General features: G+C 70.5%; 10 protein-coding genes. 2 read left to right on the top strand and 8 right to left on the bottom strand.

Annotated features, from left to right (window positions below; all coding sequences use genetic code 11):
• Positions 1–7: 7 nt before the first annotated feature.
• The 4 genes from AB0H43_RS34070 to AB0H43_RS34055 form a co-directional block, all read right to left on the bottom strand.
• A complete protein-coding gene (locus tag AB0H43_RS34070; protein ID WP_360006271.1) occupies positions 8–943 on the bottom strand; it encodes a beta-ketoacyl-ACP synthase III in 936 nt (311 codons plus the stop codon).
• A gap of 126 nt (positions 944–1,069) precedes the next feature.
• Entirely contained in the window at positions 1,070–1,627 is a 558-nt protein-coding gene (locus AB0H43_RS34065) for a dihydrofolate reductase family protein (RefSeq protein WP_360006269.1), read from the bottom strand.
• 15 nt (positions 1,628–1,642) lie between these two features.
• The gene (locus AB0H43_RS34060; protein WP_360006267.1) at positions 1,643–2,041 is read right to left on the bottom strand and encodes a VOC family protein; all 399 of its coding nucleotides are present in this window, start codon (positions 2,039–2,041) and stop codon (positions 1,643–1,645) included.
• A 74-nt stretch (positions 2,042–2,115) separates the two neighbouring features.
• Positions 2,116–3,066: a LysR substrate-binding domain-containing protein gene (locus AB0H43_RS34055; protein ID WP_360006266.1), complete on the bottom strand. Its 951-nt coding sequence runs from the start codon at positions 3,064–3,066 to the stop codon at positions 2,116–2,118.
• A gap of 71 nt (positions 3,067–3,137) precedes the next feature.
• Here AB0H43_RS34055 and pseI point away from each other — a divergent pair, with 71 nt between their 5' ends.
• Entirely contained in the window at positions 3,138–4,190 is a 1,053-nt protein-coding gene (pseI, locus tag AB0H43_RS34050) for a pseudaminic acid synthase (protein WP_360006264.1), read from the top strand.
• A 64-nt stretch (positions 4,191–4,254) separates the two neighbouring features.
• Here the strand turns inward: pseI and AB0H43_RS34045 are convergent, their stop codons facing one another.
• The 3 genes from AB0H43_RS34045 to AB0H43_RS34035 form a co-directional block, all read right to left on the bottom strand.
• Positions 4,255–8,022, bottom strand: a complete 3,768-nt coding sequence (locus AB0H43_RS34045) for a S8 family serine peptidase (protein ID WP_360006262.1) — start codon at positions 8,020–8,022, stop codon at positions 4,255–4,257.
• 130 nt (positions 8,023–8,152) lie between these two features.
• Entirely contained in the window at positions 8,153–8,767 is a 615-nt protein-coding gene (gene prfH, locus AB0H43_RS34040) for a peptide chain release factor H (RefSeq protein ID WP_360006260.1), read from the bottom strand.
• Positions 8,764–9,951, bottom strand: coding sequence for an RNA ligase RtcB family protein (locus tag AB0H43_RS34035; protein WP_360006258.1), 1,188 nt, complete (start codon positions 9,949–9,951; stop codon positions 8,764–8,766). The genes prfH and AB0H43_RS34035 overlap by 4 nt, the downstream gene beginning before the upstream one ends.
• A gap of 247 nt (positions 9,952–10,198) precedes the next feature.
• Here AB0H43_RS34035 and AB0H43_RS34030 point away from each other — a divergent pair, with 247 nt between their 5' ends.
• Positions 10,199–10,681 carry a hypothetical protein gene (locus AB0H43_RS34030; RefSeq protein ID WP_360006256.1) on the top strand — a complete coding sequence of 161 codons (483 nt, stop codon included), beginning with the start codon at positions 10,199–10,201 and terminating at the stop codon, positions 10,679–10,681.
• A gap of 24 nt (positions 10,682–10,705) precedes the next feature.
• Here AB0H43_RS34030 and AB0H43_RS34025 read toward each other — a convergent pair whose 3' ends face one another.
• Complete coding sequence (locus AB0H43_RS34025) at positions 10,706–11,833, bottom strand: LCP family protein (RefSeq protein WP_360006254.1); 1,128 nt, start codon at positions 11,831–11,833, stop codon at positions 10,706–10,708.
• Positions 11,834–11,872 lie beyond the last annotated feature (39 nt).

Here is an 11,872-nt window from a genome sequence, read left to right as displayed (position 1 = left end):
ATTCTGCTCAGGGGCAGCGGATGACCTGGCCCGCGTACGCGAGCCCGCCGCCGAAGCCGAGCAGTAGCACCGGTGCGCCGGGGGTCAGATCGCCGCGTCGCAGCAGTTTGGACAGTGCGATCGGGATGCTCGCGGCGGAGGTGTTGCCGGACTCGGTGACGTCTCGGGCGACGATCGCCTTGGGTGCGCCGATCTTCTGGGCGACCGGTTCGATGATCCGCAGGTTGGCCTGGTGGAGCACGATGCCGCCCAGGTCCTCCGGGCTGATCTCGGCCGCGGCGCAGATCTCGCGGGCGATGCCGGGCAGCGTCGTGGTGGCCCAGCGGTAGACCTTCTGCCCGGCCTGGGTGAACTTCTGCTCGCCTTCGATGACGACGGCGTCGCCCATCTCCGGGAACGATCCCCACACGACCGGGCTGACCCCGGGCTCCTCGCTGGCCGTGAGCACGACCGCACCCGCGCCGTCGCCGACCAGTACGCACGTCGTCCGGTCGGTCCAGTCGGTGAAGTCGGACAGGCGCTCCGCGCCGATCACCACGGCGGTCGACGCCGAGCCGACGCGGATGAGCGCGTCGGCGGCGGCCAGCGCGTGGCCGAACCCGGAGCAGGCGACGTTGACGTCCATGACCGCCGGAGAGCCGAGCCCGAGGCGGCGGGCCACCCGGGCGGCGATGTTCGGGCTGCGGTCGAGCGCCGTGCAGGTCGCCACGATGACCAGGTCCACGTCGGCCGGGTCGACGCCGCCCTGCCGCAACGCGTCGGCGGCGGCCTCCGCGGACAGCAGGTCGAGCGGCTCCTCCTGACCGGCGATGCGGCGTTCGGCGATGCCGACGCGGCTGCGGATCCACTCGTCGTTGGTGTCGACCAGCTGCGCGAGATCGTCGTTGGTCACAACCTTCGCCGGCTGGAAATGCCCCGCTGAGACGACTCGGGAACCACGCATCGGCGTCACCCTCCATGATCGCTTGCCGTAGACGCTGTCTACCGCACGGCGATAGACACTGTCTACGGCCTGCTCAGAGCGTGAGAAGCCGGCCCGGCGGCTGGCCGGATGGCACCGGCGGGCCGGTCATCCCTCCAGCGGCCGGTAGCGCAGGTTGACGACCTCGCGGGGGTCGCCGTCGCCGACGCGTCCCAGCGGGATCGTCGGCCCGCCCGGATTGTCGTAGAGCCGCTTGCCTTCGCCGAGCAGAACGGGTGCGACGTGCAGGTCGATCTCGTCGATGAGGCCCAGCTCCAGCAGCTGCCGGCCGATCGTCGGCGAGAACACCTCCAGGTTCTTGCCCTTGGCGGCCTCGAGTCCGATCCGGACGGCTTCGGCGACGTCGCAGCTGAGGAAGGTGACCCCGGCGGCCGGGGTCGCGTCCTCCGGATGATGGGTGAGCACGAAGAGCGGCCCGTCCCAGCCCCCGCCGTAGGGTCGCGCGCCGTTGATGACCTCCCAGCCGTCGCGGCCGGCGAGGATCGCGCCCGTGCTCTGCACGTACTCGTCGATCAGTCCCGGTCGGACGGTGGCGCCCGCCAGCCAGTCCATCTCATGGTTCGGCCCGGCCACGAAGCCGTCCAGGGACATCGTGAAGTGCCAGAGCACTTTGCCGCCCGCGGTCTGCGGCGCGAAGTCGGTCATCTCTACTCCTCGGGTTCAGACCAGGAACAGGCAGAGCGGGTGCCCCGACGGGTCGAGCACGACCCGCAGGTCGTCGCGACCTTGGGGCTCGGGCAGGGTCCCGCCGAGCGACAGGGCCAGTGCGACCGCCTCGGCCAGCGCCGCCTGCTCGTCCTGCCCTTCGGCCGGCTCCACCTTCAGATCGAGGTGGATCATCTTCTGCTGCCGGCCGGGCTCCTCCGGCCAGGTCGGCGGCACGAAGTCCGGGGTCCGCTGGAACGACAGGCCGGTGGCGCCGCCGGGATCGCGCATCAGCACCCAGTCGGGCTCGACCGCGGTGGGCCGCCAGCCGAGCAGGCCGCCGTAGAACCGAGCCATGTCCTGGGCGTCGGAGCAGTCGAGGTTGACCGTGCGAAAGCTCACCTTGGTCGTCATCCGGGCACCCTAACCGCGAGCTACGACAAGGCGGGTCAGGGCACGTCGATGAGTTTCCGCAACGCCGCGCGGTGTCAGTCCCACCCTTCGTCGCTGCGGGTCACCGCGACCGCCTGCCGTAACGACCGCACCGGTTCGGCGTCCGCCCGGTCGGGATGCCACACCAGCACCCAGGCGTACGCCGCGTCGCCGGTCAGCTCGGGATCGAGCCGCCGCCGCACCGTGCCGGGCGGATGCGGGGTCGACCGCAGGCTCAGGGTCACACAGACGCCCTCGGCGACGAGGTCCAGCGCCGTCGTCGCGGTCGGGGTGCTGACGGCGTACCGGACGGGTTCGAAGCCCGCCCGGCGACAGGCGTCCACGACGAAGGCGTTCCACTCCGGAGCCAGCCCTTCCGCCGGCAGGTAGAAGCTCTCCCCCGCCAGGTCGCCGAACGGAATCCGGCGGCGGCGGGCCAGCCGGTGCCCGGCGGGCAGGACGAGGTCGACCGGCTCCCGGCGCACCACCTCGTACGCCAGCTCCGAGATCGCTGCGGTTTCGGGGAAGACCGCGCCCAGACCGCAGAACCCGGCGTCCAGGTCACCGGCGAGGATCCGGCGGCGTTGACTGACGCTCCCCTCTGCGCCGACGACCACCCGAGCGTCCGGATGAGACCGGCGCAGCCGGCTGAGCACGGCACGCGGGGTAGCCAACTCGGCGTCCAGGACGTCGACGCGGATGACGAGGTCCTCCCCCAGCGCAGCGATGCCCGCCCGGATCGCCGCGACCGCGCGTTCGGCGTACGGGTGGAAGGAGCGGCCCGCGTCGGTCAGCTCGACGCCCCGGGTCGTACGGTCGAACAGGCGGCTTCCGGCGTACCGCTCGAGCCGCCGGATCTGATTGCTCAGCGCGGGCTGCGAGACGAACAGCCGCTGAGCAGCCCGGGTGAAGTGCAGCTCCTCGGCGAGGACGAGGAAGTAGCGCAGCAGCCGCAGATCGATGTCGTCGGCGGCCGACCCGGGCCGAACAGGCTGACCTGGATTCATAACCAGATCCTGTCACTGCCGCAGCGCCGTGTCTTGGACCGGGGCGGGCTTCCCACCGCAGACTCGGGACCATGAGGGAGCACATCAGGATCGCTGATCATCTGATCGGGCCGGGGCATCGGCCGTTCATCATCGCCGAGATGTCGGGCAACCACAACGGTTCCCTGGACCGGGCGTTGCAGATCGTCGACGCGGTCGCCGAGTCCGGCGCGCACGCGTTGAAGCTGCAGACATACACGCCGGACACGATCACCATCGACGTCGACACCCCGGAGTTCCGGATCTCGGCCGGGCACGATCTGTGGGGCGGCGAGTCGCTCTACCAGCTGTTTCAGAAGGCGCATACGCCGTTCGAGTGGCACAAGCCGATCTTCGACCGGGCCGCGTCGCACGGGTTGACCGTGTTCTCCGCCCCGTTCGACCCGACCGCGATCGACTTGCTGGAGTCGCTGGGCGCGCCGGCGTACAAGATCGCCTCGTCGGAGCTGGTCGACCTGCCGCTGATCCGGCTGGCCGCGCAGACCGGCAAACCGTTGATCATCTCCACCGGCATGGCCAGCGTGGCCGACATCGCGCACGCGCTGGACACCGCCCGTGGCGCGGGCGCGACTCAGATCGTGCTGCTGGCCTGCACCGCGTCGTATCCGTCGCCGCCGCAGGACTCCAACCTGCGCCGCATCCCGATCCTGGCCGAGACCTTCGACGTCCAGGTCGGCCTGTCCGATCACACGCTCGGGATCGGCGTACCGATCGCGTCGGTGGCGTTCGGCGCGACCGTGATCGAAAAGCACATCACCCTGGCCCGCGAGGACGGCGGCGTCGACTCGGCGTTCTCCATGACCCCGGCCGAGATGCGCGCCCTGGTCGACGAATCCGAACGCGCCTGGCTCGCCCTCGGTTCCACACACATCGGCCCGACCGAGTCGGAGAAGGAAGGCCTGCGCTTCCGCCGCTCGCTCTACATCGTGGAGGACGTCAAGGCGGGCGACCCGGTCACCCCGGCCAACGTCCGCTCGATCCGGCCCGCCAACGGCCTGCCCCCGATCGAGATCGACAAGGTCCTCGGCCGCACCTTCACCCGCGACGCCGCCCAGGGCACCCCGCTGAGCTGGGACCTCATCTGAACCGGCCAGGCGGGAAACGCATGGACGCCGGGGCGCGAGCACCCCGGCGTCCATTATGGAGTGATTACTGCACGCCGTATGCCCGCACGATGGTCTGCTGGACTCCGGTGCCGTGCTCGTCGGTCAGATCGACGCGCAGCGACACGTACTTGCCCGCCGCGGCCGACTGGTCGAAGGTCGCGGTGAATCCGGTGCTCGATCGGGTCACCGGCACTTCGACCCAGGTGGTTCCGTCGTCGAACGAGACCCAGGCCCGGGCGGCGACGAGCGCGCCCGCGTCGTAGTCGCGCTGGCCGGTGGCGCCGAAGCCCAGCTGGAATCCGGCGGCCGCCGGGGTCAGGCTGCGCTGGTCGGCCGGAATGTCGTAGGTCGGCACCAGCAGCGGCAACGCGTACAGGCCGCTGTCGGACGGGCGTGCCGAGCGGAACCGGAACGCCGTCTGCGTGCTGCGGTACATGTTCCAGCCCGGATACCACGCCTGGTTGGTGCTGAACCGGGCCGTCATGACGCGCAACTCGTACGCGCCGTCGCCGTCCGGCACCTCCCAGAGGCCTGACGGCCAGGCGGAGGTGCCCAGGCTGACCCCGTCGCGCAGCAGCTCGGCGTTGCCGATGTCACCGAAGGAGCCGCCCTGACTGAAGTGGTCGGGGTCGCTGTCGCCCCAGGGCAGCATCGCCATGCCGATGAGGCCCTCCTGCCGTTCACCGATGTGCTCGGGCGAGTAGTCCGCCCGGCGCGTGCCGGTGGAACGGACCGGACCGCGGTACCAGTCGGCCGAGCGCACCGAACCGGCGGTGTAGACGCGCGGCTTGTCCACCATCGTCTCGGAGTAGAACCCCGATCCGCCGACCAGCGACTGCCACTGCCGGCCCGCCGTGAAGTACGCCGTCCGCGTCAGCGGTGCGCCGATCTTCAGGTACGCCGACGCGATCGTGACCGGGAAGCCGTCCCACGCCGCGATCGCGAAGTCCAGCAGCGGCCGATCGGTACGCTGCGCGAAGAACCGCTCGTCGACGCGGCCCAGGTCCCTGTCGTGGACCTGCTTCGGGGCGTCCGGCTGTGTCTGCTTGGTGTCGGTGAAGGCCAGGTTGTAGACGTAGGGGCTGGCCGCGACCGCGTCCCAGGCCAGCGTCACCGATCCGGCCGACAGCGCGGCCTGCACCGCGGCGGTGTCCGCACCGCTCAGCGTGACGCCCGGAATGGTCGTGGCGGCGCTGGAGATCCCGGTCCATCGGCCGGCCGCGGTCTGCCCGAAGACGACGCCCTTCGCGCCCGCTGCGGCGGCGGCGTTCATCACCGTCGCCAAGGTGGCCGCACCGACGACGAACGCCAGTTTCCCGCCAACGCCGGCCGACGCCAGTTCGGCGGCCGTGCCCTTGCCCGCCGGGACCAGGTCGGCCTGGCCGGAGCCGTCGAACTTCACCGGCAGCAGCGGCCCGAAGGTGGGCGGCTGGACGTACTCCGGTGCGAGTGCCATCCCGGTGGTGGAGCGCAGGCTCAGCTCCGGCGCGTACATGCGGTAGAACGTGCCGAGGGTGAACGCCCCGTCGGTGACCGCGTCGGTCCGCTGCACGTAGACGTCGTCGATCGAGGTCCCGCCGACGACACCGGCGGCCAGGTAGACGCCGTCCCAGTCCCGGACGTACTCCATCGCGGTCGACTGGGCCTCCAGCGGCCGCTCGCCCTGGACGCGCTGCTTGATCGCGTCGCGGGCGTCGAGGGTCAGCGTCCGGTCGACGTCGTCGTTGTTGATTCGCAGGTCCGGGTCGCCAACGAAGGTCAGCGACTTGACGAGGCCGGCCGTTCCGATGGTGCCTTCGTCCCGGCTCGCGATCACACCGGTGATCGAGTAGTCGCCTTCACGCAGTCGCAGCACTGGATCGGTGTCGAACACGGTGAAGCGCTGGGCGGTGAGCCGGTCGGCGTCGACGACGTCCACGAAGGACGGGGAGGCGGGGGCGAGCCCGCGCCGGTCCACGACATGCAGGCGAACGCTGACGATGTGCGGTTCCAGGTACGCCCCGATCGCCGTCGTGACGGTGCTGCCGTCGGCGGCGGTCGCGACCAGCCGGGCTCCGATGTCGCCGTACGCGGCGGCGGTCTGGTTCTTCGCCGGATCGAAGACGACGGGGACGTCCGCCGTCCCGTGCGCGGGCACCGTGATCTTCGACAGGCCCGGGGTGAACGTCCGGTTCGTCAGCGGCGTGCCGTCTTCGCCGGTCGCGCCGACGATCGACAGGTCGAAGGTGGCCGTCTCGCCGCCGGTGTTCGTCAGAGTCACCGTCGTGGTGGCCGGCTGCTGCTCGCGGTGCGGCCAGCTGAACGATCCGGCGTACGCCGTCCCCGGCCCGAACACGGTCGCGGTCACCGATCGGTACGCGTCCACGACGCCGGTGCCTTGTGCGTACACCTGGGAGTCGGTGGAGGGCGTGGCCGCCGAGACGAGCGCGGTCTTGCGCTGCTGGGCGGTCCAGTCGGGGTGACGCTGCTGGAGCAGGGCGGCGACGCCCGCGACGTGCGGGGTGGCCATCGAGGTGCCCGACATGGCGGTGTAGCCGCCGGTGCCGAACGCCGCCGCGACGATGTCGACGCCGGGGGCGGCGATCTCGGGCTTGACGGTGTGCTGCCCGGTGACCGGGCCGCGGCTGGAGAACCAGGCGGTCTTGCCGGCCGAGTCGGCCGCGCCGACGGTGAGCACGTCGGCGGCGCAGGCCGGCGCGCTGATGCTCTGCAGCTTGCCGGTGTTGCCGGCGGCGACGACGAACAGCGACTTCGACTGCTGGGCCAGGTGCTGCGCGGCGACGCCGATCGGGTCGGTGCAGTCGGTGCCGACGCTGCCGCCGAGGCTCATGCTGACGACGTCGGCGCCGGAGTCCACCGCCCACTGCATGCCGGCGATGATCCAGGAGTCCTGGCCGCTGCCGGAGTAGTTGAGCACCTTGCCGACGAGCAGCTTGGCGCCCGGGGCGACGCCCTTCTCCGCGCCGCCCGAGGCCGCGCCGGTCCCGGCGATGGTGGAGGCGACGTGGGTGCCGTGGCCGTGCCGGTCGACGGCTCCGCCGCTGTCGGTGGTGAAGTTCTTCGAGCCGACGACCTGCCCGGCCAGGTCCGGGTGGCTCGCGTCATATCCGGTGTCCAGCACGGCGACGGTCACGCCCGTCCCGTCGAACCCGGCCGACCAGGCCTGCGCGGAGTGAATCTGGGCGTTGCTCTCGGCCATGTCGGCGGTGACCTTGCCGTCCAGCCACAGTTTGCCGATCTCCGGGCCGTCACCGTCGGTCAGGTCTCGCCACAGCTCGGCGGTCTTCGTCTTGTCGGCGGTCAGCGCGACGGCGTCGGCGACCGGCAGGGTGGCGGTCACGCTCGTGCCGTCGAGCGCCGCCGGGGCGGTGCGGCTCCGGGCGACCTGCCCTTCGTAGGTGGCGAGCAGCGGAAGGTCGCCCCTGGTCGCGTCGTCGTAGCCTTGGCGGGCCAGGGCGGTCAGGTTGAACAGTTCCTCGTCGAGCCGCCCTTGGCTGATCAGCGGCAAGGCCTGGGACGGGATGACGTAGAGGTCGCCGCGGAACTGCCGCGTCACGTAGCCGTCCTGCTCGGTGGCCGGTCCCGGCAGCAGCGTCGCCGACGGGTGGCCCTGGGCGTCGGTGGTCAGCAGGGCCCGATCGCCGGTGACCAGGGTGATCTCCCGCCCAGCGGTCCCGGTCGAGGTGGCCGAGCCGACGAGTGGGTGGCTTTCGGCGGCCCCGGTGCGTTCCGGCACGGCCAGGACGGACAGGGTCAGGGTGACGGCAGCGGCTACGCGGGCGACGCGCGCCCGTCTGGAATGGACATGCATGAGGGGGTTTCCTTCCGCGTGCGCAGATCCTGGCTAGGGATCCTGACAGCGGCGGGTTTCCCCTGGATACGTTTCCGGCTGGCGGCTTTGCGCAATGACGCAAAACCGCCAGCCGTCCATACTGGAGGAGCTAGGGCCGTTCCACTCTGGTCGGGTTGCCGCGTACCAGCTCGTCGTGGATCTTCCAGCGATCCGTGACGAGGTCCCGATCGGCGGCCGCGTCGCGATCCTCGATCCGGGTTCGGAGCAGCTGCAACGCGATGCGCCGGTTCAGCGCGAAGTGCCGCTCGGTGTCCACCACCACGACCGTCCCGGTGGGACGGTGCGTCGCGCGTACTGCGGTGCTGGCCTTATTGCGGTGCTGACCGCCCGGCCCGCCGGTGCGGCAGGCGACGACGTCGACGTCGGACTCGGCGAACCCGATCCGGGCCGCGTCGACCTGGCAGGGCTGCGCGGTGACGTACCAGTTCTTGCGGCCCACCGTCCGGTAGGGACTCGGCGCCTGCCAGCACAGCGTCCCGGTCCAGCTCGCCGCGAACGCCTCGGCGTCGGCGTCGCGGTCGCCGTCGATCGCCACGAGGACGGACAGCAATGTGCCGGGCCGCTCGCCAGGCACGCTGGAGACCCGGCGGGTGGTCACGCCACGCCGTGCGGCGTCGGCTTCGAGCCGGCGGGCCAGCATCGCCACCGCCCACGCACATTCCCGCGGCCCACGTCCGGCCGACAACAGCAGGTGTACGCTCACCGCCGTCCCCGCTTCCGCCGGTCGCGCCGGGCAGCCGGGTCGGCGGAACCGGCATCGGCGGTCTTGTACGTGACGAGGGGAATCGTCGTCGCGATCGGGGTGGCGAGCTCATGCTCGACGAGGTCGCCGATCACCTGCTCGATCCGCTTGTACGCCGTCGGCGCCTCCTCGAACAGCAGCTGCCGGTCACCGCAGACGACCACCGAGCCGACCGGCGTACGCCGCAACTCCTCGACGGTGTGCTTGGCGCGGCCGCGTCGCAGCGCGTCGGCGCGGGACATCTTGCGCCCGGCCCCGTGCGCGACGGAGTAGTTGGCCTCCGCCCCGGCATGCGTCGCGACCAGGTAGGACGGCGTACCCCGGGTGCCGGCGACCAGCACGTCCCGGCCGTCGCCGCGGGCGGCTCCCTTGCGATGCAGGTAGACGTCGTGGCGTACCTCGACGAGGTTGTGGCATTCGTCGACTACGGGCTCCTGTGGCTCCGCGCCCAGGGCGTACGCCACCCGGGCGGCCATGAGCCGGCGGTTGAGCGATCCCCAGCGTACGGCTTGGTCGTGCGCGGCCAGGTAGGCCGCAGGATCGGCGGCCGGACCGGCGCCGTGGACCTCGGTGTGCTCGCGAAGGATCCGCTCACCGAACCCGCGCGAACCACTGTGGACGATCAGCACCAGGTCGCCTTCGGCCAGCCCGAGGCGCTCGGCGTGGCCGGTCGCCAGCACCGGGCCGATCCGGGCCAGCTCGACGAAGTGGTTGCCGCGGCCGACGGTGCCGAGGCTGTCCAGGTGACCGGCCGGAATGCTGTCGGCGGGATCGCCGTCCACGACCGACCACGCCGGGTCGTCGGCGTCCGCCTCGGGATGCAGGGGCACGTCGAGATCGGGGAATCGCGCCGCGAGCTTCTCGGGCACGACCCGCTTGAGCCGGATCGGGAAGACCGCGATACCGCAGCCGATGTCGGAGCCGACGAGCAGCGGATAGAGCACGGAGGAGGACATGGCCGCGCCGATCGGCGCGCCCTTGCCGGGGTGCAGGTCAGGCATGCCCGCGACGTGGATCATGCCGGGCAGCGCCGCGACCTGATGACACTGCGCGACGGCGTCGGACTCCACCCAACTGGTCGGGGCGGCGAACACGGTGACGGTGGCCGTACCGGAGTCGGTGACGGCCGCAGAGGGCTGAGACAAAGAAGACGCTCACTTCTCAAGAGGAGACGGATCTCCGGAGGGATTCGAGAAACCGGGAGGGTGCGCGTCAGTACGTCATGCCCTGAGCATCACGGATGATCCCCACGCGAGCCAAGCGATTTTCCCCGCGTGCCGGGTCACCGATCGAAGACGATCGCGTGACAGCCTGGCGACACTGGCTGGCTGGAGTGGACAGCGGGGGCCACACTGGGGGCGACCGCACGCTAGATCCACTGGGGAGACTCTGATGCCGAACTCCGACGATCCGACCGTGCCGGTGCACGGCCAGGCCGCCGTGCCCACCACGGTGCAGGAATACCCCGTGACGGCGATCCCCTACCAGACCCCGGCGCGCCGCCCGGCCGTGAAGATCCTCACCGGCGTGGTCGTCGTCCTGCTGGTGCTGCTGACCGCGGTCACCGGCTACTTCGTCTCCGCCGACAAGGCGCACCGGGAGCGCGAGGACCAGCTGGCCGTTCAGGTGGCCGACGGGCAGCGCAAGGTCCAGGAGATGCAGGCCGAGGTCGCCGCGGCCAAGGCGGAGGCCGAGGCGGCCAAGGCCCAGGCGGCGAACACCTCGGAGGGGTCCGACACCAACAAGGTCCAGCAGCTCAACAGCTGCACGGACGCGTTGAAGAGCGTGCTCGGCGCTCGGTCGGGCGCGGACTTCGCCAAGGCGTACAAGGCGATGCAGGAGCTGTGCAAGATCGCCGGCATTCCGCTGTTCTGACGATTCACCCGGCCGACGGGCTTCTCAGCCGGATTGGCTGAGGAACTCCGGATTGTCGGTGATGAAGTCGCCCAGGGTGTCGTTCTTGACGGCGGCGAGCATGTCCTTGGTGCCCTGGGTGATGCCCTCACAGCTCTCCCCGCCGAGGTCGTAGCCGCAGGAAGCGTAGGTGCCGCCGTTGGTCTTCAAGGTGATGAGATCGGCGGCGGCCAGTGACTTCAGCGAGAAGACGAAGGTGTCCACCGGTACGCCCTTCGTGTCCATCTTCAGCGAGGACCCGGCCGCCTTGAAGACCTCCGACAGCTTCCCCGGATTGCTGAGCACTCCCGCACTCGTCGCCTTCTTCGCCATCGACTTCAGCAGCTGCTGCTGGTGCTTCTGCCGGTCGTAATCGCTGTTGTCCAGTCCGTAGCGCTGCCGGGAGAAGTCCAGCGCCTCCCAGGCCGCCATCTCCCGGCAGCCCTTCTTGTGGATCCAGCTGTTGGGCAGCTGGTGCTTGCCGTCGTAGCTGTAGTACTCGGGCTGCCCCTTGGCATTCTTGATGTAGTGGCTCGACCAGGTGTTCTTCTCGACGCACAGGCGTACGCCGCCCATGGCGGTGATGACGTTCTTGAAGCCGTCGAAGTCGATGACGATGACGCCGTCGAAGGTGATCCCGGCCAGCTGCTTGATCGTCTTCTGCATCAGGCCGGCCCCGCCCTCCCAGCCCGCTCCGCGTTCCGACCCGAACTGGTACGCCGCGTTGATCTTCGCGACGCGTCCCTTGAAGCCGGACTTCGACCACGCCGGGATGGGCAGTGCGAGGTCGCGGGGCAGCGAGATCAGATACGCCTGTTCGTGGTCGGCCGAGATGTGCAGGATGATGATCGTGTCCGAGCGCGCGTCATCCGGACCCCAGCCCTGGCGATGGTCGATGCCCAGCAGCAGCAACGTGATCGGGCCTTGCAGAGCCTTGTCGTTGCTGACCTTCTCGACCGGGCCGGGTGACTCCTCCGTGGTGCCGGTCTTGATGCCACTGGTCAGGTCGCCGAAGAACTTGTCGACGGTGACGAGACCACCGAAGCCGGCCAGGCTGACCAGGAGCCCGAAGGCCAGGACCAGCCGGGCCCAGATCGGTGACCGAGTCTTGCGTACGCGTCTCGACTTCGCCATCTGGCCGCCTCCCCGAATTCCGCCGTCGTGAGGGAGACG

It is taken from the genome of Hamadaea sp. NPDC050747 (genome assembly GCF_040654195.1).
Taxonomy (GTDB): Bacteria; Actinomycetota; Actinomycetes; order Mycobacteriales; family Micromonosporaceae; genus Hamadaea.
The sequence above is the reverse complement of the archived record's forward strand: the minus strand, read 5'-3'. Positions and strand labels throughout refer to the sequence as shown.

What these genes read in the sequence shown, in the direction of transcription:
- AB0H43_RS34070 (WP_360006271.1), bottom strand. Translation starts at nt 943, where the DNA reads ATGCGTGGTTCCCGAGTCGTCTCAGCGGGGCATTTCCAGCCGGCGAAG.
- AB0H43_RS34065 (WP_360006269.1), bottom strand. Translation starts at nt 1,627, where the DNA reads ATGACCGACTTCGCGCCGCAGACCGCGGGCGGCAAAGTGCTCTGGCAC.
- AB0H43_RS34060 (WP_360006267.1), bottom strand. Translation starts at nt 2,041, where the DNA reads ATGACGACCAAGGTGAGCTTTCGCACGGTCAACCTCGACTGCTCCGAC.
- AB0H43_RS34055 (WP_360006266.1), bottom strand. Translation starts at nt 3,066, where the DNA reads ATGAATCCAGGTCAGCCTGTTCGGCCCGGGTCGGCCGCCGACGACATC.
- pseI (WP_360006264.1), top strand. Translation starts at nt 3,138, where the DNA reads ATGAGGGAGCACATCAGGATCGCTGATCATCTGATCGGGCCGGGGCAT.
- AB0H43_RS34045 (WP_360006262.1), bottom strand. Translation starts at nt 8,022, where the DNA reads ATGCATGTCCATTCCAGACGGGCGCGCGTCGCCCGCGTAGCCGCTGCC.
- AB0H43_RS34030 (WP_360006256.1), top strand. Translation starts at nt 10,199, where the DNA reads ATGCCGAACTCCGACGATCCGACCGTGCCGGTGCACGGCCAGGCCGCC.
- AB0H43_RS34025 (WP_360006254.1), bottom strand. Translation starts at nt 11,833, where the DNA reads ATGGCGAAGTCGAGACGCGTACGCAAGACTCGGTCACCGATCTGGGCC.